Genomic DNA, 20,431 nt, shown 5'->3' on the forward strand with positions numbered 1-20,431 from the left:
GCCATCCCGAGGATGGCCGTTGCGGCCGCAACCGCCGCGCCTTGGGTCGCGCTCAGTCGCGCGCGGGCGATGCCAGGGCGAGCCGGTTGCCTGCGCCGGGCGCGAGCCGCGCCGTGCGGGCCTGCGTGCGCAAGGCCACCGCATCGGGCGCCTGGCGGCTGGCCGGCGTGCGGAACACCCCGATGGCCTGTGCCAGCGCGGCGGACTCCTCGCCCAGGTGCTCGGCCACGTGCGAGAGCTCGCCCACCAGCGACACGTTCTGCTGCACCACGCCGTCCATCTCGTTGACGGCCGAGCTGATGCGGTCCACGCCCTGCGCCTGCTCCTGCGAGGCGGTCGAGATCTCCTCCATCAGCGTGGTCACGCGCTCCACCGATTGCAGGATGTCCTGCATGGTGTCGCCGGCCTGGCTGGCCTGCTGCGAGCCCGCCGACATGCGGCCCACCGACTCCTCGATCAGGCCCTTCACTTCCTTGGCGGCCTGGGTGGTGCGCTGCGCCAGGCTGCGCACCTCGCCCGCGACCACGGCGAAGCCCTTGCCCTGGTCACCGGCGCGCGCCGCCTCCACCGCGGCATTGAGCGCGAGGATGTTGGTCTGGAACGCGATGCCCTCGATCACCGACACGATGTCGGCGATCTTGCGCGAGCTCTCGTCGATGCCGTGCATGGTGGTCACCAGCTGGCTCACGATCTCGCCGCCCTGTCCCACGATCGTGCGGCTTTCCTGGGTCAGCGCGGCCGCCGTGCGGGCGCTCTCCGCATTGCGCGCCACGGTCGCGGCCAGTTGCTCGACGCTGGCGGCCGTGTCCTGCAGCGAGCCGGCCTGCGCCTCGGTCCGGTCGGCCAGGCCCTGGCTGTCGGTATGCAGCTTGGCGATGGTGCGCACGTGATCGCTGGTCTTGCCGATCACCTCGCTCGAGATCCCGATCAGGCTCTTGCGCATGATGTCGAGATAGAAATACAGATTGCGCAGTTCGCCGCGCGCGTCGTTGCTGACCTCGTTCACGAGGTTGCCCGCCGCGATCTGGCGCGCGGCCTCTTCCGCGTTGACCAGCTGGCGGCCGAAGTTGCCCGCCACGCGCTGGCTGGCCAGCAGCAACGCCAGCACCGCCACGCCATAGCCGCCCCAGTACCACGGCAGTTGCGCCGCCGGCGCCGCCTGCGCGGCCAGCCAGGTCGGCACGGCGCCCAGCGCCGCCGCACCCGCGACGAGACGCAGCATGGCCGGCCGCAGGCCGCCACGCAGCGGCAGGCCCAGGGCAGCGACGACGCGGCGCCAGCCGGCCGGCACGCGGCGGCCGTGCTTGAGCGCATAACCGCCGAGACGCTCTTCGGCCACCTGGCGATAGAAGGCGTCGGCCGCGCGGATCTGGTCTGCGCTCGCCTTGACGCGCACCGAGGCAAAGCCCGTGACCTCGCCGTTCTCGATCACCGGGCTGGCATTGGCCAGCACCCAGTAATACCCACCGGACTTGTGGCGGTTCTTCACCACCGCGAGCCAGGGCTTGCCCGACTCCAGCGTCTGCCACATGTCCTCGAATACCGCAGGCGGCATGTCGGGATGGCGCACGATATTGTGCGGCTGGCCCAGCAGCTCTTCGCGCGTGAAACCGCTGATCGCCACGAAAGCGGGATTGCAATAAGTGATCCGGCCTTTCAGGTCGGTCTTGGAGATCAGGTACTGGTCGTCCTGCAGCACGAATTCCTGATCCGTTATCGGCAAATTCTTGCGCATGGATGGTGTCTCGCCCGTATTGATTGACGGCCGGCGCGAATGCGCACGGCTGAATAATCAATGTAGAGAAAAGCCCTTCCTGCGGCACACGCAAATAGCGGGCTGTTGATACCGTTATTCCCCAGGTATTGAAATAATGGGAAACAAAGCGCGCAACCGATTCCCGCCGCCGTGGGATTGATTATCTTTCTGCGCAAAAAATAACAACGCGGCGACGGATCCGGACGTTTCGGTCCGGCCCGTCGCCGCGTCGCATATAAACGAATTCGTCAGGGCTGAATATCGATTGCGGGGAATGATTTGACCAGGTCGTCGAGTGCCTTGAGCTGGCTCAGGAACGGCTCGAGCTTGTCGAGCGGCAACGCGCTCGGGCCGTCGCACTTGGCGCTCTTGGGATCGGGGTGGGCCTCGAGGAACAGGCCTGCCAGGCCGACCGCCATGCCGGCACGCGCCAGCTCGGCGACCTGCTCGCGCCGGCCGCCCGAGGCGGTATCCAGGGGCGAGCGTTGCTGCAGGGCGTGCGTCACGTCGAAAATCACCGGCCGATTGCCGCTGGTTTTCTTCATGACACCAAACCCCAACATGTCGACCACCAGATTGTCGTAGCCGAAATTGCTGCCGCGTTCGCACAGAATCAGTTTGTCGTTACCCGCCTCGACGAACTTCTCGACGATATTGCCGACCTGGGTCGGGCTCAGGAACTGCGGCTTTTTGATATTGACGATACGGCCGGTCTTGGCCAGCGCCACCACCAGATCGGTCTGGCGCGCCAGGAAAGCCGGCAACTGCAGCACGTCGACCACCTCGGCCACCGGCGCGGCCTGCCAGGGCTCGTGCACATCGGTGATCACCGGCACGCCGAAGGTGTTCTTGACCTCTTCGAATATGCGCAGGCCCTCTTCCAGGCCGGGGCCGCGATACGAATGCACCGACGAACGATTGGCCTTGTCGAACGACGCCTTGAACACGTACGGAATATTCAGCTTGCGCGTGACGCGCTGGTATTCCTCGCAGGCGCGCAACGCCAGCTCGCGCGATTCGAGCACGTTGATGCCGCCGAACAGCACGAAAGGAAGATCGTTGGCGCAGCGGATGTCCGGCGCGATGGAAACAGAAGGAGCGGCCATGATGAAAACCGGTTGGGGTGTGACAGCCGCTACTGTACTAAATGCGCGGCCGCCCCGCTTCAGTGCAGCAGCACCAGCGGACGGCCGGGCGCGTGCGGATGCGGCACGATATCGGCGTGCACGCCGTAGACCTGGCGCAGCCGCGGCGGCGTCAGCACCTGCGCCGGCGTGCCTGCGGCGGCCACCCGCCCGTCGGCCAACAGGACCAGCGTATCGCACCAGCGTGCCGCGAGATTCAGATCGTGCAGGATCACCAGCACGCCCGTGTCGCCCCGATGTGCCAGCTCGCGTGCCACGGCGAGCAGGTCGAGCTGATGGCGCGGATCCAGGCTGGCGGTCGGCTCGTCCAGCAGCAGATAGCGGGGCCCGGCGGCCGCCTGGCACTGCACCAGCACGCGCGCGAACTGCACGCGCTGCTGCTCGCCGCCCGACAGCGACAGGTAGCGCCGGCCGGCGAGGTGCGCGACGCCAGCCTGCGAAAGCGCCTCGGCGCAGGCCCGCGCCACCGCCGCCGGGCTGAGCGCCGGAAACGGATAGGCACCCATGCCCACCACCTCGTCGACGCCCAGGTCGAAGCCCAGCCCTGGATGCTGGGGCAGCACCGCGCGCCGGCGTGCCTGGGCCGCGGGCGTGAGGCCGGCCAGCGCATCGCCGTTGCAGCGCACCGCGCCCGCGCGCGGCGCGACCTCGCCCGCCAGCGCCGCCAGCAGGGTGGACTTGCCGGCGCCATTGGCGCCCAGCAGCCCCACCAGCCGGCCCGGCGGGACGTCCAGCGAAACATCGTCGAGCACGGCGCGCGCACCGCGCCAGACCGTCAGCCCTTGCGCCTGCAGCATCAGAACCGCCCTCCGCGCGCCAGCAGCCACAGGAAGAACGGCCCGCCGACCAGCGCCGTGACGAGGCCGATCGGCAGCTCGGCCGGCACCACCGCCGTGCGCGATACCAGGTCCGCCGCGACCAGCGCGAGCGCGCCGCCCAGCATCGAGGTGGGCAGCAGCCAACGGTGGTCGGCGCCCAGGGTGAGGCGCGCCAGATGCGGCACGACCAGCCCGACGAAGCCGATGCCGCCCGTCGCCGCGACCAGCGGCCCGACCAGCAGGGCCGTGATCACGACCAGTTGCGCGCGCACCTTTCCGAGCGCATAGCCCAGGTGCGCCGCCTCGCGTTCGCCCAACAGGAGCGCGTTCATCACGCGCCACTGCCGCCACAGGCACAGCGATCCCGCCAGGGTCCAGGGCAGCAGGAACGCCAGCAGCGGCCAGCGCGCGCCGGCCAGGCTGCCCATGTTCCAGAACGTCAGGTCGCGCAACTGCGCGTCGGTGGCGAAGAAGGTGAGCAGGCCGATGAGCGCGCCGGTCACCGCGTTGATCGCGACCCCGGCGAGCAGCAGGCCCGCCACGCCGGGCACGCGCCGACCCAGCGCATAGGCGCACGCCGTGGCCGCCAGGCTGCCCAGGAAGGCGCTCGGCGCGATCAGCGCAAAGCCGCCCGCGCCCAGCACGATGGCGGCCACCGCGCCGAGCGCGCCGCCGGCCGAGATCCCGACCAGGCCCGGCTCGGCCAGCGGATTGCGGAACAGGGCCTGCATGGCCGCGCCGCTGACGGCCAGCGCGCAGCCGGCCACCATGGCAAACAGCACGCGCGGCAGGCGCAGATCGAGCAGCACGTTGCGCCACAGCGCGTCCTGCGCGCCTTCGGGCGCGAACAGCACGCGCGGCAGGTCGGCGAGCGGCACCCGCACGGCGCCGGCCGCGGCGGCCACCAGGGCCACGGCCACGAGCACCAGCGCAAGCGCGCCGATCACGGCGGGCTGGCGCGTCCGCGCCAAGGCGCGTGCCGGGCCGGCCTCAGCCAGCGTCTGCGACACAAGCCGTCTCCTTGAGCGTGCGCAGCGCCAGGGGCAGCCGCGGTCCCACGCCCAATGCCAGCAGATCGTCCATCACGACGATGCAGCCGCGCCGCGCGGCCGGGGTGGCGGCCACGCCCGGCCAGGTCTGCACCTGTGCCACGCCGGCCGCGCCCGCGACCGAGGCCGCAGTCACCACGATCACGTCTGGCGCGTACGCCGCCAGGCTCTCGGCGTTCAGCGGCTTGTAGCCCGCGTGACCGGCCATCGCGTTGCGCAATCCGGCCAGGCGCAGCACCAGGTCGGCCGCGGTGCCGCCGCCCGCCGCCTGCGCGCCGGCGCCGCGGTTGGTGAGCAGGACCGCGCTGCGGTTCGAGGCGGGCAGCGCGTCGGCCTGCGCCAGGGCATCGCGCACCTCCTGCGCCAGCGCGGCGCCCCGCTCGGCCACGCCCAGCGCGGATGCCACCTGGGCGATGCGGTCGTAGAGCGACTGCACCGTGGGCGCGTCGGACACGCGCGTGACGGTGAGGCCGACGGAGGCCAGGCGCGCCAGCGCATCGGGCGGCCCCGCCTGTTCGGAGGCGAGCACCAGATCGGGCGCCAGCGCCAGCACGCCCTCGACCGGCACCGCGCGGTAATAGCCGACGCGCGGCAGCCGCGTGGCAGCCTCCGGATAGAGGCTGGACTGATCGTCGGCCACCACGCGATGGCCCTCGCCCAGCGCGTAGACGATCTCGGTCACGCTGCCGCCCAGCGTGACGATGCGCTGCGGCCCGGCCGCGGCGGCACTCAGCGGAATCAGCGCCGCCAGCGCGGCAATGCAACCGAGCCGCATCATTGCGCCAGCGGCTGCGTGCAGTAACCGGACAGCAGCGCGCGCCACGCGGCCAGCTCGGGCACGCCGGGCTTGCGCGCGCCGAAGAACTGCACGATCAGCTCGCCGCTGGCGGCGTAGAGCTCCAGCGAGGTGACCCAGCCGTCCTCGGTGGGCTTGTTGACGATCCAGGCCTGGTCGATGGCCGTGGTGTCGAGGTGCAGATTGAAGCGCGGGTCCAGCACGTTGAACCACGGGCCGGTGCGGCGCAGGTTGTCGACCGGGCCGGTGTGGATCTGGATCATGCCGCGATTGCCCACGAAACACATGATCGAGAGCTGCTCGGCCGCCGCCTGCGTCAGCATGCGTTCGGCGGTCTCGGCGGGCACGCGCTGTGCCAGGTCGCCGCCGGCCGCGCGCAGCGCGCCGAGCCGCGACACCTTGTTCTTGCGCAGCAGCGGGAAGAACTGGTGCGTGTCGGTCATGGCGAGCCAGGCCGCGCGGAATGCGGCCGCGTCGGCCACCTCGGCCTGCTCCTCGGCGGCCGCGATCGGCTGCGGCGCGGGCCACACCGGCGCCACCGTGAAGCGCGCCACCAAGGCGGCCCAGGCGTCGCCATCGGTGGCCTCGGTGCGGTAGACCTTGTGCACGGCGACGCCGGCGCGGTCGAAGAACTGGATGCTGTCGCGGCCATCGTGGCTCACAGCCCAGGCGCTCTGCCAGCAGTCAAAGAACACGCGCAGGTCGATGTCGGGCCCGAGCACGATGCCGACGGCGCCGGTGGCGTTGATGCCCTCGTAGCGGCCGTGGCGCTCATGCACGCACCAGTCGTTGCGCGTGAGCGCCATGACCTCGCCCAGCGTGCCCAGCTCGCGGAACAGGGCCTGAATCTCGCCGCCCAGCGGCGTGACGCGGGCCCCGCCACAGCCGGCGGCCACCAGCTCGGCCTCGCTCACGCCCAGCGCCTGCGCCTGATTGCGCGCGCGCAGCTTGGGCTCGCGCTGGGCCAGCTCGGCGGCCCGGGCCCGCAGCGCCTCGGCGCGGGCTTCGAAATTCGATTCGGTCATGACGACTCTCCTGGAGGATTGGCGGCCGGAGGCATCCGGCCGCCGATGACGGCCGATGGCCTCAATATTGATAGGTGAAGGTCACGCGCAGGCTGCGGCCCGGTTCGGTGTACCAGTCGACGGGCCGCACGGTCTGCGCGGCCCCGGCCGTCGGCACGTTGATCGCCTCCCAGTACTTCTTGTCGAACAGGTTGTACACGCCCACCTGGAATTGCATGCCCTTGACGGTGGCGGGACGCCAGTAGGCGGACAGATCGACCACACCATACCCCGGCGCCTTGAAATCGGCATCCGGTTGTTCGGCGGTGCCTTGCGGATACTCGACCTTGGTGCGGCGCATGGCGGCGGTGAACATGGCGTCGACGCCCCACTGCTCGCGCTCGTAACCCAGACCGATGATGCCCTTGAGCGCGGGCACCGAGTTCAGGTATTGCCGCGTGTCCTGGTCGCGGCCCACGGCCCAGGCCACCGAACCCCAGGTGCGCCAGCCCGGCGCGAAACGCCACTGCCCCGCCGCCTCGGCGCCATAGATGCGCACGCGCGCGCGATTGACCGCGCCCGTCACGCCCAGCGGATACTGCGCCGCCCAGCCCGGCTGCCACTGCGGCGAGCCGGCATCGAGCGGCACCTGCTTGTCGATGAAGTTCTGGTAGCGGTTGTCGAAGAACGAGAGCGAGCCGCCCAGCGCGTCGTCGCCGAACTTGCCGCCCAGCTCCCAGCCCTTGCTGGTCTCGGGCTTGAGGTAGGGGTTGCCCACGCGCAGATAGGTGCCCGCGCCGCCATAGTTGGTGTAGAGCTCGCTGGCCGAGGGCGCGCGGTAGGCGTAGCCATATTGCGCGTACAGCGTGACCGCCTCAGCCGCCTTCCACGCGCCCAGCAGCCGGGGCGAGAAGCGGCCGCCCGACGACGAGGGCGGCAGGCCGCTCGACGCATTCACGTTGCTGTCGTACGACTCGCTGCCCTGCGGCTTCTGCTCGTAATGGTCGTAGCGCAGCGCGGGCGTGAGCGTGTAGCGGCCATCGGCAAAGGCAAACTCATCCTGCGCCCACAAGGCAAACTGGCTGCCCTTCACATGCGGCATGTCCGACTGGTTGGTGTGCAGCATGTCGCACGAGCGCGGGCCGAACGGCGCGGGCAGGCCGGCCGGGATGGTCGGGCAGTTGTCGTAGCCATCGGAATACTGGCGCGTGCGGTTGCCGACCCACTCCGCGCCCAGCGTCACCGTCTGCGCCACCGCGCCGTCGAACCGCCGCTGCGCCTCGCCGCTCACGCCGAACAGCGACTCCTGGATCGAGTTGCTGCGGCCGTAGTCGCCCGAAGGAAAGCCGTAGCGGAACGGGTCGCCGGGGATGATGCTGGCCCGCGCGTCGCGGCCGCGCACGCCCTCGAGCGAGTTCTCGAGCTGCATGCGCTGCCAGTAGACCACCGCCGTGGCGCGGTCGACCAGGCCGCCCGCCTCCGGCGCCACATACGAGTAGTCGAGCGAGACGCGCTCGCGGCGGGTGTTCTTGATGGTGGAATTCTGGCCGTACAGATAGCTGGTGCCGGCGCCCTGCTCCCACATGCTGTCCTGGTCGACATGGCGCTTGAAGTACTCGCCGGTCAGGCCGAAGCGATGCCCGCCATCCACCTTCTGCTGCAGCTTGAACAGGAAGTTGGTCTGCAGATAGTCCTCGGGCGTGGGCTCGCTGCGCGAGGCGCCGTAGCCGCCCTTGTCCGCCCGGTTGTCCAGCGCATGGCCGCGCCGCATGCCGGCCTGCAACAGCCACGAGGTGTTGTCCTGCACCAGACCGGCAAGCGCGGCGGTGCTGCCCCAGCTGCTGTCGGCCGTGTCGTAGTCGGTCTTGGTGAGCGCGCCGAAGCGGCGGCCGTCGGACAGCAGGTCCGAGGGATTGAGCGTGCTCAGGTTGGCGGCCCCGCCCAGCGCGCCGCTGCCCGCGGAGGTGGAATCGGCGCCGCGCACGATGTCCAGGCGCGACAGCGTGTTGAAGTCCACGGCGTCGAGCCCGCCCTTCACGCCGCGCGCGCCGTCATCCAGGTACGGCAGGCGGATGCCGTCGATGCGGGTCACCACGCGGTTCTCGTCGAGGCCGCGGATGTTGATGCTGTTGTTCTGGCGGTTGAAGCTCACGCCGGGATCGAGCCGCTTGCCCACGTCGCTCCAGCTGCGCGACTGCGTCGCGTCGAGCTGCCGGCGCGTGGTGGCGCTCACCCAGGCGGGCTCCTGGCGCGGCGCCGCGCCCTCCACCATGACCGGCGCGAGCTGCGTGACCGCGCCGTCGCCGGCCGGCTGCACCACGAACGTGCCGTCGCCCTGTTGGCGCGCGCTCAGGTCGCTGCCGGCGAGCAGGCGCCGCAGCCCTTCGGCCACCCCGAAGCTGCCGGACAGCCCCGGGCTCCGGCGGCCGGCCACGCTTTCGGGCTGGTACAGCACCGTCACGCCCGCCGCGTCGGCAAAGCGCGCCAGCGCCTCGCCCACTTCGCCGGCCGGAATCTGGAAGCTGCGTGCCGCATCGGCCGCGGCCGGCTGCGCCTGCGCGGCGGCGCCGAACACCAGCAGCGGCGCGGCCAGCGCCACCGCATAGAGCGCGGCGCCCAGCGCCTGGGGCAGCGCGCGGCGCGCGCCGGGGAGGACAGTGATAGGTGCGTGAGCCATGGGGTCTTTCCGATCAGGTAGGGGTCGGCAATTGCTTGCCACTGCTACCCATGACCCGCCACGACGAGAAACCGGACACCCTGCGACAGCCTTTTTTGTAACCGCGCGCCGATCAGGCCGACTGCTCGCGCGGGCCCACCACCACCCACCACGCCGTGCGGGTGCGCACCTGCACCGGCAGCAGGGCCGGCAGCGCCTGCAGGATGCCGTCGATGTTGTCGAGCTGGAACGTGCCCGACAGCCGCAGATGCGCCACCTCGGGGTCGCAGCGCAGCACGCCGGGCCGGTAGCGCGCGAGCTCCGCCACGAAGGCGTCGAGCCGCAGATCGCGCGCCTGCAGCACGCCGCGCAGCCAGTCCGGCGCCGGCGCGTCCGACGCGCCGGCGCCCGCCGCGGCGAGCGCGTGCACGCCCTGGGCATCGAGCCGCACCCGTGCCGGCGCCCGTGCCGGCGCGGACAGGCGTCGCGGCGGCGCCGTGGCGAGCTCGGCGTAGGCCGGCCGCAGCGACACCTCACCCTGCGACACGTCCACCAGGCATTGCTCGGCCTCCTGGCGCACGTTGAAGTGGGCAGCCCGCGCGGCGACGCTGCCCTGGCGCGTGCGCACCGTGCAGGCCGCCAGCGCCTCGACATAGATCTCGCCGGCGCGCAGTTGCACCAGCGTGGCGCCGCCCTCGGCCCAGTCGCGATACGACACGTCGACCGCGCTGCCGGTGTTCAGATGCACCCGGGTGCCGTCGGCCAGCGTGATCGCGCGCCGAGCGCCGGCCGCGGTGCGGTACTCGGCCAGCCAGCCCTGGTCGCGCGCCGAGCGCCAGCCCGCCCAGCCGAGCGGACCGGCCGCGATCAGCAGCGCCAGCGCCTTGAGCGCGCCGCGCCGGCCGGCATTCGGTCGCGCCAGCGCGCCACGTGCGAGGTCGGCCGGCACCTGGCCGAACAGGGTGTTGATGCGCTGTGCCCGCTGCCAGGCGCGCTCGTGCATCTGGCTGCGGGCGCGCCAGTCGGCGCAGGCCGCCTGCATGGCCGCGTCGCTGCCGCCCTCGCCCATGCGCATCAGCCACAGCGCGGCCTCGCGCGCGATGCGGCGATCGATCGGGTCGGCGCCCAGGGCATGTTCGGCAGCCTGGGTCATGGCGCGGCCAGGATGATCTGTTCGTAGGCGCGCACGATATGGCGCTGCACGGTGCGCACCGACACCCCCATGCGCGCGGCGATGTCGGCATACGGCATCTGCTCGAGCTGCGCCAGCAGGAAGGCGTCGCGCACGCCGGCCGGCATGGCGTTGAGCAGGCGGTCGATCTCGTCGAGCGCCTCGAGGATCAGCAGTTGCTGTTCGGGCGACGGCGCCAGCGGCTCGGGCATGGCGGCGAGCGCCTCCTCGAATGCCCGCTCCAGCGAGCGGCGGCGATACAGGTTGGTGACCAGCCGGCCCGCGATGGTCACGAGGTAGGCGCGCGGCTCGCGCACCGACGGCAGTTCACGCCGATGCCGCAGCACCCGCACGAAGGTGTCCTGCACGAGGTCGGCGGCGTCGAACGTGCTGTCGAGCTTCTTGCGCAGCCAGCCGTGCAGCCAGCCCTGGTGTTCGGCGTAGAGGTCGCGGACGACGTCCGGCGTGGCAGTGGATGACGGCACGATAGCCCCAATCAGTGCAAATGAGATTGGCTATCATTCTAGATTAAAACCCGGAATGTTCAAGATTGTTGTTACACATGAGGTCGTATGCACGTATGGCGCCAACGCCTGGACCTCGAGCCAACGCACGCTTGTTCGCAGTTTTGCGAGCACTTCGATGCCTGTCGGCCGGGCGTCAGCGCTGTCATCGTCAAGCCTGGTAAAGCCGCTGCGCCAGGCGGCGTGACGCTTGATAGAGTGCCTCGCATCGGGCCGTCGTTGCGCACGGCCTCCTCGGAGGAAATCCATGACCGCCACCCTGTTGCGCCTCGACGATGTGATCGTGCAAGACCCCGCCGGCCAGGCCCGCCGCGTGGAGCGCTACCTGCTGGCCAGCGCGCTGCTGACCTTCGGCAGTCCGGCGTTCGAACCCGCCTCGGACTGCCTGTGCCGGGTGCCCGACGGCTCGGACACCTTGACCTGGCTGGGCGCCGACCTGTACCGCGACGCGGCCGGCAGCCCGTGGCGCGCCGCGCCCGCGGGCGCGGCCCGTGCCGCTCAATACTGATAGCGCACGTTCAACATCACGCCGCGCGGTTGGCCGTAGTCGTTCTGCCGCGCCGCCGAGCTTCTCGTAGTGCTTGCGATCGAACAGGTTGTCGACCGTGAGCGTGGTCTCGAGATGGCGATCGAAGCGATAGCCCACCTGCGCCGACACCGTGGTGTCGCCGCCATGGTCCCAGCGCACGTCGCCGCTCCGGAAGTCGTTGCCGCTCCGGAAGTCGTTGCCGCTGCTGAACCGCAGTCCGCCCCCGGCGCAGAAGCCGGCCAGCCTCCCGACAGCCACAGCGCCCCTCGCAACGCACCCGCGGCACATGCACCAGCCCGCGCCTGCGGCCATTCCCCTGCGTCAGAAACCTTCACTCGGCCCCCTGATCTGCGTGCCCGACGGCATGCTGGATGGACCGCGTCTGGCGGCATCCACGCCGTCCGTCCAGGCCCGGCATCTCCGACCCATCCTGACTTGGCGCTCGCAGACAGCGTAAACATAAATGTGTACTATCCATTTGACGCATTGCCGAGGCAGGCGATGAAGCAGAGCGCGTTCAGGCGATGGCTTGCCGCGCGCGGCGCGGTGTTCGTCGAAGGCGCGCGCCACACCCGGGTCTATCTGAACGGGCGCCAGTCCACCCTGCCCCGGCATGGCGGCCATGAGATCGGCGAAGGCTTGCGGCGGGCGATCCTGAAACAGCTCGGGTTCGAGCCCGAACGTTGACGGTTCGTCGGCTTCCCCCCGCCACCCTCGGCCGATCCGGCCGCCGCCGGTTTTTCGCCGGTTTTTCCGACCTCTGGCATCCCCTTTTCACGGCCCGACATCATGCTCAGATACCCCGCCACGATCGCACCCGACGGCGCCGGCTTCATGGCCTCGTTCCGCGACATCCCCGAGGCCCTCACCGGCGCAGCCACGCGCGAGGCCACGTTGCACATGGCCGCCGACGCCCTGGTCACGGCGCTCGATTTCTACTTCGACGACGGCCGCGCCATCCCCGCGCCGTCCAGGGCGCGGCCGGGCGAGGTGCTGGTGGCGCTGCCGGCCAGCGTGCAGGCCAAGGTGCTGCTGCTCAATGAGATGGTGAGCCAGGGCGTGTCGCGCGCGGAGCTGGCGCGCCGGCTCGGCACGCACAAGCAGGAAATCACGCGGCTGGTGAATCTGCACCACGCCACCAAGATCGACACGCTCGCCGACGCGCTGCGCGCGCTCGGCCGCGAGCTCGACATGCGTCTGTGCTGATGCGCCGCGACGAGCGGTGAGAGAAAAGTTGCGCGCGCAACGCCTTGCGGGCGGCGCCTGCTTCAGCCGCGTTCGACCAGGGTCACGCGCGCGTCGGCCGGCGCCAGCGCCTCGCGCACGTGCGCCAGCGCGATGCGCGGGTCGGCGGCGCCGCACATGAACACGTCCAGCGCCGCGTAGCCCACCTCGGGCCAGGTGTGGATGCTGATATGCGATTCGCTCAGCATCACCACGCCGGTCACGCCGTTGCCGGCCGGGCCATCGTGGGCCGGGCTGCCGTCATCGAAACGATGGAAGTGCGCGCCCAGCACCTGCGCGCCGGCCACCACGGCTGCGGCCACCAGCACGCTTTCCAGGCGCGCGGCATCGGCCAGAAGCGCCGGCGCGATGCCGTCGAGATCGGCCAGCACGTGGCGCCCTCGCGTGGTGTGGCGGGCCCGGGCGGCCTGCGCCGTGCGCTCCAGCACCTCGCTCATTTGTGCGATCCGCCCGAAGACCAGCCCGAGTGGCTGGAGCTGCTGCCCCAACTGCCGCTGCCGCCCGTGCTCGAGCATGAGCCCACGCTGGACGACAGCATGATCACGAACAGCGCATAGAACGCATACAGAAAGCGGCCCACCTCATTCTCCCTTCTCGATGCGATCGGCGACCAGCGCCGGCACCCACAACGCGATCACGCCGATGATCATCGACAGGATGGCGCCGCCGCTCATGAGCCACAGCGCGATCGATCCGAACAGCGCCATGTTGGTGTACTTCACGCGCTTGCCCGATCCGCCGCCGCTCCCGCCGTGCCTGGCGAGCTCCGGACGGTTGAACCATTGCGCGATCTCGGCGCCGCTCACCTTCTGGCTGGCCGACCAGCCGAGCTCCTGTTCGGCGAGCTCGCTCGACAGCTTGCTCCCCTGCGTCGCCTCGTAGTCGGTGATGAGCGTCTTGTCGCCCACCTGCACGCGCCAGTTGAACGCGCCCAGCGCCACGTCCACGCGCGAGGTGTAGTCCCATTGCTTGCGATACACCTTGCCCTGGTAGCGCATGCCCTGCCCGGCGGCGACCGGCCAGGTGTCGCACACGCGCACCCGCTCCCAGCCCTCGTCGGTCTCCACCAGCCAGAGGAAGCCGGGCTTGGGCGCGTACAGCAGATACTCGATCCAGGTCGAGCCGTCCTCGGGATCCGGGTCGGTGCACTTGAGCATGCCGATCACGGTGTACTGCGCACCCGTGATCGTGGCGGTCTGGCCGAGCGCCAGCGTGCCGCGGATCTTGTCCACCCGCTTGCTGGCGTCGATCACGACGGCGGTGTCGCCCGCGCAATCCACGGTCGAGCCGCAGCTCGGGCAGACCACCTGTGTGGCCATCGCCGCCACGATGCTGATCGTGCCGCCGCAATTCGGGCAGGCCAGCGCGCTGATCCGGCCGCGCACGCGGCCCGCCTGGTCCAGCACCTGCTCGCGCGTGAGCAGCGTGGCCGCGTCCATGCCGGCCAGGTCGTAGGCCTTGCCGATATAGATCTCGGGTGTGTCGGCGTCGGAATAATCCAGCGTGAGGAACGCGTCGACGCTGCGGTAGTCGGCCACGCGGGCCGTCCAGCCCTGGCCGAACGTGAACGGCAACTCGCCTTCGGCCGAGGTCGCCGCGCAGGTCCGGATGTCGGCCGCGATGTACTCCTGGCCTTCCAGCTTGAACACCGAGCCCGGCTTGATCGCCTCGAACTGCGGCACCTTGGGCTTGCTGCTCTGCGCGCGGCGGCGATGCGTGATCGCATACTGGCCGCTCGCGTCCGACAGCCAGCCGGTCTGGCCGTCGTCGAACGCGATGAACCATTCGTTCCAGAAGCCCGCCTCGTAGCGCAACTGGATGCGCCCCACCACCGTGAAGCGCAGGCGCTCGTAGGTGCCGGCCGCGCCCAGGCAGATCGGGCTGTAGTCTTCGAGCAGATCGCCGACCTCGCCGATGCGGCGCACCGTCTCGGCGTCTTTCATGAGCGTGCTGCGGCAGGCGCCGCACACCGCCATCACGGACGCGGTCGACTGGAAGCTGACCGGCGCGCCACACTGCGGACACAGGACCTGCATCATCGGGTTCTGCGCCGCCTCAGCTCGTCAGTTTCTTCAGGATTTCGGCCTTGGCAGCCTCATACTCGGCGGCCGTGATCAGGTTCTGATCGGCCAGCGCCTTGAGCTGCTGCAGGCGCTGCACCGGATCGGCAGACGCGGCGCCCCCGGCCGCACCGGCAGCACCCACCGCTGCGGCCCCGGGCACGAGCGGCGCCGCCGCCTGCCCCAGCCCCTGCGCCATGGTCTGGCCTAGCGCCGCGCCGGCCGCCAGGCCCGCGCCGATGCCGGCGATGCCGCCTTCGTTCTGCGCCGCCAACGGAATCGAGCTCGCGGTCTGGTACTGCGTGAACTTGCCCAGGTCGCCCGCCATGCCCAGCGAAATGCGGGTGTCGAGCGCCTTCTGCAGCTCTTCCGGCAGCGACACGCTTTCCACGGTGAAGTTGTCGAGCTTCACGCCGTAGCGCTCGAACACGGGCGCCAGGGCCTGGCCGATGCGCTCGGACATCAGCCCCTGGTTGGCGGCCATGTCGATGAACGGCACGTTCGCGTTGCCCAGCGCCGATGCCATCGAGGCCACCACCATGTTGCGCAGCTGGGCTTCGAGATCATCGACCGTGTAGACGTCGCGCGTGCCGCTGATCTCGCGATAGAACAGACCCGGGTCGGCGATCTGGTAGGAGTACACGCCGAAGGCGCGCACGCGCACCATGCCGAACTCGGCATCGCGCACCGTGACCGGCTGCGCCGTGCCCCAGCGCCGTCCCAGCTGCAGGCGGGTGCTGAAGAACACCACGTCCGACTTGAAGGGCGACTCGAACAGCTTGTCCCAGTTCTTCAGGTACGTGAGCACCGGCAGCGTCTGGGTCGTGAGCTTGTACATGCCGGGGCCGAACACATCGGCCACCTTGCCCTCGTTGATGAACACCGCCATCTGCGACTCGCGCACGGTCAGGCTGGCGCCATACTGGATTTCGAAGTCCTCCATGGGATGACGCCAGGCGAGCACGCCGTCGCCTTCCTCATTCCATTGGAGGATGTCTATGAACTGCTTGCGAATAAAAGAGCCCAGGCCCATGACGGTTCTCCGGTGATCGGTTCGTGTCTACGGTTCAGGTCAGGCAGCCGGCATTCACGACGCCGGCGGCCAGCGAGATGGCGCCCAACAGCGCTCCCATGGCGAGATTGTTTTCCTCGATGGCCTCGTTCATGCCGCGCACGCAGAAGCTGAGCAGCGCATAGACCAGGATCTGGACGGCCATCGCGGCCACGCCCCAGACGAGGAACATCGTGAAGGTGGCGTGCACGGCGATGCCCACGCCCACGGTGAAGCTGAAGCCCACCAGCGCGCCGCCGAACGACAGGGCCGCGGCCATGTTGCCCGCGCGGATGAGGTCGAACTCCTTGTGGCGGGTCACCGCAGTATAGATGGCGCTGAACGCGCCGAGCATGATCAGGCCAGTGACGATGTAGAGCAGATATGCCAATGCAGGATGCATAAAGTCTCTCCAAAGAGTGGCGGCAGTATATAGCCTCGTTCGATATACTGCGCGCACTTGTCACGAGCACTTTCATGCGCGACCGCGTCCTCATCCTTTCGGTTCTGATCGTCGCTTCCTGCGGCCTGGGCTACGAGCTGGTCAGCAGCGCGCTGGCCAGCTACCTGCTCGGCGATTCGATCCTGCAGTTCTCGTCGGTGATCGGCTGCTACCTGTTCGCGATGGGGATCGGCTCGTGGCTGTCCAAGTATATTCCCGACGACCAGGTGCTCGAACGCTTCATCGACGTGGAGCTGCTGGTGGCGCTGCTGGGCGGCGTCTCGGCCGCCGCGCTGTTCATGGTGTTTGCCTGGCTGGCCGCGCCGTTCCGCGCCGCGCTCTATGCCGGCGTGTTCCTGATCGGCATGATGGTGGGCATGGAGATACCGCTGGTCATGCGCGTGTTCCATCAGCGCCGCGCCGAGTTCCGCGACATCGTGAGCCGCGTGCTGACCTTCGACTATCTCGGCGCCCTGGCCGTGTCGCTGGTGTTTCCGCTGCTGCTCGCGCCGCGCCTGGGCCTGTTGCGCACCTCGTTCCTGTTCGGCATGCTGAACGCCGGCGTGGCGCTCTGGACCACCTGGCTATTTCGTAACGAAGTGCGACGCCCGGGCGAGCGCGCGATCCGCGCAGGCATCGTCATGGGCCTGCTCAGCCTGGGGTTCGCCTATTCCGGCCACATGACAGGCTGGGCCGAGAAAGGCCTCTACGGCGACGACGTGATCCATGCCGAGACCACGCCCTACCAGCGGCTGGTCGTGACGCGCTGGCACGACGACATGCGGCTCTACATCAACGGCAACCTGCAGTTCTCCTCGCACGACGAGCATCGCTACCACGAGTCGCTGGTGCATCCGGGCCTGGCCGCCCTGCCCTGGGCCCGCCGCGTCCTGGTGCTGGGCGGCGGCGACGGGCTCGCCGTGCGCGAGATCCTCAAGTATCCGCAGATCGAACACGTCACGCTGGTGGACCTGGATCCGGCCATGACCGGATTGTTCTCGACCTCCGAGCCGCTGGTCGCGCTCAACCAGGGCTCGCTCAAGGATCCGCGCGTCACGGTCGTCAACACCGACGCCGGCCGCTGGCTCGAGGAGCATGCCGAGGTCTACGACTTCATCGTGGTCGACTTCCCCGACCCGTCGAACTTCGGCCTGGGCCGGCTCTACTCGGTGCCGGTCTATCACCTGATGAGCCGCCACCTGGCCGAGAAGGGCTACATCGTGGTGCAGTCGACCTCGCCGTATTTCGCGCCGCGCTCGTTCTGGAGCATCGACGCGACGCTCAAGGAGGCCGGCCTGCATACCTGGCCGTATCACGCCTACGTCCCGTCGTTCGGCGACTGGGGCTTCATCCTGGCCGGCAAGCGCGACGACTACGCCGTGCCCGCCAAGGTGCCGGTGGCCACGCGCTATCTCGACCCCGTGACCACGCGCGAGCTGTTCCACTTCCCGGCCGACATGCCGGCGCTCGCCATGCCGCCCAACCGCCTGAACGAACAGTCGCTGGTGCGTTACTTCGACGAAGACTGGCGCAAGGTCATCCGCTAATGGACCGCCGCCGCCTGCTGCTGGGCGCGGCCGGCGCCGCCACCGTGGCGCTGGGCGGCGCCATCGGCTGGCACCGCCGCCGCATCGTGCAGCCCGCCGCGCAACTGCGATATCCCGGCATGGAGGCCGGCCACGCCCTGCGCGACGGCGCGGCGCTGCCGCCCGCCGCCGGCACCCATCGCACCGGCATCGCCATCCTGGGCGCTGGCGTGGCGGGCCTGAGCTGCGCCTGGAAGCTGGCGCGCGAGGGCCGGCACGATTTCGTCGTGGTGAGCGGCCCCGAGTTCGGCGGCAATGCCGACGCGGGCCTGTACGGCGGCCTGGCCTATCCCCGCGGCGCCCACTACCTGCCGCTGCCCTCGCGCGAGTCGGGCCACGTGCGCGAGATGCTGGCCGACTTCGGCCTGATCCAGCGCGGCGCCGACAGCGCCGAGCCGTACTACGACGAGCGCGTGCTGGTGCACTCGCCGCAGGAGCGGCTGCTGCGCAACGGACGCTGGGAAGAGGCGCTGCTGCCGCTGCACGACGTGCCGCCCGAAGACCTGCGCCAGCACCAGCGCTTCGAGGCACTGGTCGACCGGTTGCGCACGCAACGGGGCAGCGACGGACGGCGCCTGTTCGCCGTCCCGCTCACGCTCTCCTCGGCCGACCCCGAGTGGCGCGCGCTGGACGCGCTCACGTTCAGCGCCTGGCTCGACCGCGAAGGCTATCGCGCGCCCACCCTGCGCTGGTATCTGGACTACTGCTGCCGCGACGACTACGGCGCCGGCACCGACACGGTGTCGGCCTGGGCGGGCCTGCACTACTTCGCCAGCCGCGACGGCCATGCCGCCAACGCCGCCGGCGGCGCGGTGCTCACCTGGCCGGGCGGCCTGGCGCCCCTGGTCAGCATGATGTGCGACGCGATCAGCGCCGCGCTCGGGCATCGCGACTGGCTGCTCGACGGCCTGGCGGCGCGCGCCGAGGTCGGCGATCGCGGCGCCCGCGTGCATTGCGTGGACGGCGCGCGCGGCTATGCGATCGAGGCCGCGCGCCTGGTGAGCGCCATGCCGCTGGCCGTGGCCGCGCGCGTGCTGCCGCCGCTGCGGCGCTGGGGCTACGACGTGCGCGACCACGCCAGCCCGCACGCCGCTTGGCTGGTGTCCAGCTTCATGATGCAGAGCTACCCCGTGGAGCAGCCGGGCGAGCCGCTGGCATGGGACAACGTGGTCTACGAAGGCCAGGCGCTCGGCTATGTCGTGTCCACCCACCAGTTGCTGCGCGTGGCGCCCTCGCCGCGCACGGTGTTCACCGCCTACCAGGCCCTCTCGAAGATGAGCCCGGGCGTGGCGCGGCAGTGGCTGCTCGCGGCCGACGCCGAGACGCTGCGCGAGGCGGCCTCGGCCGACCTGATCGCCGCCTACGGCGAGGCGTTCTGGCGCCACGCCGACGCGCTCGAAATCACCGCGCGCGGCCACGCCATGGCCACGCCGGCGCCGGGCTATCTCTCCAACCCCGGCCTGGCCGCGCTGCGCGAGGCCGACGGCGTGGTGCAGTTCGCCCACGCCGACCTGTCGGGCTACTCCGTGTTCGAAGAGGCGGCGTGGTGGGGCGTGCGTGCCGCGCACCGCCTGCTGGACGCGCCGGCCGGCTAGCCCGCCACGCCGTTGGCGAGTGCGGCGGCCAGCGTCAGCCACATCACGCTGGAGGCGGCGAGCGCGAATTGCCAGCCGCGCTCGCGGCCCTGCGCCTCCTGCCCCTCGGGTTCCTTCGGCTCGGCCGGCGCCTCCGGCGCACACGCGGCTGAAAGCTCGGCCGGCCACGCCGGATGCGGCGCGCGGCGCCGAAAGCCGTATTCCAGCGCGAACGGCAGCGCCAGCACGGCCACCAGCGCCCGGCCCGCGTGATGAAGCAGGCGCTTGAGCAGACCGGGCGGCCGCGCGATCGAGGGCGCGCCGCCCGCCAGCGCGGCGGCCTGCGATTCGAACCAGGCGGCCAGCGTGGCCGCCGAATGCGGTTGCGCCCGCAACGGTGCGGGATCGACCTCGCCCGCCATGAACGCGCGCAGCCAGGCCCAGCGCGCCGCGCAGGCCTGCGCCGAGCCCAGCCCCGCGCCCAGCAGCAACACCCCGTCGACGGTGCCCGGCACTTCGACGGTCAGCATGTCGTGGATCACGGCGCCATACGGCCCGGGCTGGCTGATGCGGCGCACGCTGGGCCGGGCGGTATCGAAGTCGACGCGGGTCCAGCCATGCTTGCGCGACCAGGAGTAGAACGCCCGCAGCCTGCGGCTCGCGATCAGCGCGTCGATCACCGGCGCCCGGGCCGACAGGCGCGCCCCCAGCGCGCTCAGCACCGCGAGCGCGGTCAGCAGCGCCACCATGCCCCATTGCGACGCGTCGGGCGCGGCAAGACGCGCCACCGCGACGGCGCTGCCGATCGCCAGCGCCAGCAAGGCGCCGCTCAGGAGCCACAGCGTCGCCCCCAGGAAATGCCCCGGCTCCGGCACGGGCAGCGGCAGCACCAGGCAGTCGGCATCGCAGCGGGTCGGCACGGCGTGCAGGACGGGCGCCACGTCCATCGGCGCACCCGCCGCCGGCAAGGGCGTCACGTCGAGCTCGCGCATCAGGGCGACGCGTTCCAGCCTCATTGCGGCTGC

General features: G+C 70.5%; 19 protein-coding genes. 5 read left to right on the forward strand and 14 right to left on the reverse strand.

Annotation, left to right across the window (positions count from 1 at the left end):
- Positions 1-52: 52 nt before the first annotated feature.
- The 9 genes from CEG14_RS17395 to CEG14_RS17435 all read right to left on the reverse strand — a co-directional run bounded on the left by CEG14_RS17395 (position 53) and on the right by CEG14_RS17435 (position 10,880).
- Positions 53-1,735, reverse strand: coding sequence for a methyl-accepting chemotaxis protein (locus tag CEG14_RS17395; protein ID WP_094827684.1), 1,683 nt, complete (start codon positions 1,733-1,735; stop codon positions 53-55).
- A 269-nt stretch (positions 1,736-2,004) separates the two neighbouring features.
- A complete protein-coding gene (gene kdsA / locus CEG14_RS17400) occupies positions 2,005-2,862 on the reverse strand; it encodes a 3-deoxy-8-phosphooctulonate synthase (protein WP_094827685.1) in 858 nt (285 codons plus the stop codon).
- A gap of 59 nt (positions 2,863-2,921) precedes the next feature.
- Positions 2,922-3,701, reverse strand: a complete 780-nt coding sequence (locus tag CEG14_RS17405) for a heme ABC transporter ATP-binding protein (RefSeq protein WP_094828259.1) — start codon at positions 3,699-3,701, stop codon at positions 2,922-2,924.
- Positions 3,698-4,663, reverse strand: a complete 966-nt coding sequence (locus CEG14_RS17410) for a FecCD family ABC transporter permease (RefSeq protein WP_373454213.1) — start codon at positions 4,661-4,663, stop codon at positions 3,698-3,700. Before CEG14_RS17410 ends, CEG14_RS17405 begins: the two co-directional genes overlap by 4 nt.
- A 46-nt stretch (positions 4,664-4,709) precedes the next feature.
- The gene (locus CEG14_RS17415) at positions 4,710-5,543 is read right to left on the reverse strand and encodes a heme/hemin ABC transporter substrate-binding protein (RefSeq protein WP_373454214.1); all 834 of its coding nucleotides are present in this window, start codon (positions 5,541-5,543) and stop codon (positions 4,710-4,712) included.
- Entirely contained in the window at positions 5,543-6,589 is a 1,047-nt protein-coding gene (locus tag CEG14_RS17420) for a hemin-degrading factor (protein WP_094827687.1), read from the reverse strand. Before CEG14_RS17420 ends, CEG14_RS17415 begins: the two co-directional genes overlap by 1 nt.
- A gap of 61 nt (positions 6,590-6,650) precedes the next feature.
- Positions 6,651-9,245, reverse strand: a complete 2,595-nt coding sequence (locus CEG14_RS17425) for a TonB-dependent receptor (RefSeq protein WP_094827688.1) — start codon at positions 9,243-9,245, stop codon at positions 6,651-6,653.
- 112 nt (positions 9,246-9,357) lie between these two features.
- Entirely contained in the window at positions 9,358-10,377 is a 1,020-nt protein-coding gene (locus CEG14_RS17430) for a FecR domain-containing protein (RefSeq protein ID WP_094827689.1), read from the reverse strand.
- Complete coding sequence (locus CEG14_RS17435; RefSeq protein ID WP_094827690.1) at positions 10,374-10,880, reverse strand: sigma-70 family RNA polymerase sigma factor; 507 nt, start codon at positions 10,878-10,880, stop codon at positions 10,374-10,376. The genes CEG14_RS17430 and CEG14_RS17435 overlap by 4 nt, the downstream gene beginning before the upstream one ends.
- A gap of 286 nt (positions 10,881-11,166) precedes the next feature.
- On the opposite strand from CEG14_RS17435, the gene CEG14_RS26655 reads away from it, so the two are divergent.
- From CEG14_RS26655 to CEG14_RS17450, 3 genes are all read left to right on the forward strand, one after another.
- The gene (locus CEG14_RS26655) at positions 11,167-11,427 is read left to right on the forward strand and encodes a hypothetical protein (RefSeq protein WP_094827691.1); all 261 of its coding nucleotides are present in this window, start codon (positions 11,167-11,169) and stop codon (positions 11,425-11,427) included.
- A gap of 522 nt (positions 11,428-11,949) precedes the next feature.
- Complete coding sequence (locus tag CEG14_RS17445; RefSeq protein ID WP_094827692.1) at positions 11,950-12,135, forward strand: type II toxin-antitoxin system HicA family toxin; 186 nt, start codon at positions 11,950-11,952, stop codon at positions 12,133-12,135.
- Positions 12,136-12,237: 102 nt separating this feature from the next.
- Positions 12,238-12,654: a type II toxin-antitoxin system HicB family antitoxin gene (locus CEG14_RS17450; RefSeq protein ID WP_094827693.1), complete on the forward strand. Its 417-nt coding sequence runs from the start codon at positions 12,238-12,240 to the stop codon at positions 12,652-12,654.
- Between the two features lie 62 nt (positions 12,655-12,716).
- Here CEG14_RS17450 and speD read toward each other — a convergent pair whose 3' ends face one another.
- The 4 genes from speD to CEG14_RS17470 form a co-directional block, all read right to left on the reverse strand.
- Positions 12,717-13,130, reverse strand: a complete 414-nt coding sequence (gene speD, locus CEG14_RS17455; protein WP_094827694.1) for an adenosylmethionine decarboxylase — start codon at positions 13,128-13,130, stop codon at positions 12,717-12,719.
- Between the two features lie 144 nt (positions 13,131-13,274).
- Positions 13,275-14,732 (reverse strand): DUF4178 domain-containing protein, encoded by a 1,458-nt coding sequence (locus CEG14_RS17460; RefSeq protein ID WP_094827695.1) that lies wholly within the window; start codon positions 14,730-14,732, stop codon positions 13,275-13,277.
- Between the two features lie 16 nt (positions 14,733-14,748).
- Positions 14,749-15,786, reverse strand: a complete 1,038-nt coding sequence (locus CEG14_RS17465; protein WP_094827696.1) for an SPFH domain-containing protein — start codon at positions 15,784-15,786, stop codon at positions 14,749-14,751.
- A 34-nt stretch (positions 15,787-15,820) separates the two neighbouring features.
- Positions 15,821-16,207 carry a DUF350 domain-containing protein gene (locus CEG14_RS17470; RefSeq protein ID WP_094827697.1) on the reverse strand — a complete coding sequence of 129 codons (387 nt, stop codon included), beginning with the start codon at positions 16,205-16,207 and terminating at the stop codon, positions 15,821-15,823.
- A 74-nt stretch (positions 16,208-16,281) separates the two neighbouring features.
- Here CEG14_RS17470 and CEG14_RS17475 point away from each other — a divergent pair, with 74 nt between their 5' ends.
- Both CEG14_RS17475 and CEG14_RS17480 read left to right on the forward strand, forming a co-directional pair.
- Positions 16,282-17,793, forward strand: coding sequence for a polyamine aminopropyltransferase (locus CEG14_RS17475; RefSeq protein WP_094827698.1), 1,512 nt, complete (start codon positions 16,282-16,284; stop codon positions 17,791-17,793).
- On the forward strand, positions 17,793-19,427 hold the full coding sequence (locus tag CEG14_RS17480) for an NAD(P)/FAD-dependent oxidoreductase (protein ID WP_094827699.1): 1,635 nt from the start codon (positions 17,793-17,795) through the stop codon (positions 19,425-19,427). Before CEG14_RS17475 ends, CEG14_RS17480 begins: the two co-directional genes overlap by 1 nt.
- On the opposite strand, the gene CEG14_RS17485 is transcribed toward CEG14_RS17480, so the two are convergent.
- Entirely contained in the window at positions 19,424-20,422 is a 999-nt protein-coding gene (locus CEG14_RS17485; RefSeq protein ID WP_094827700.1) for a hypothetical protein, read from the reverse strand. The two genes, CEG14_RS17480 and CEG14_RS17485, sit on opposite strands and share 4 nt — an antisense overlap.
- Positions 20,423-20,431 lie beyond the last annotated feature (9 nt).

The organism is Bordetella genomosp. 1, assembly GCF_002261335.1.
In the GTDB taxonomy this organism is placed as follows: Bacteria; Pseudomonadota; Gammaproteobacteria; order Burkholderiales; family Burkholderiaceae_B; genus Bordetella.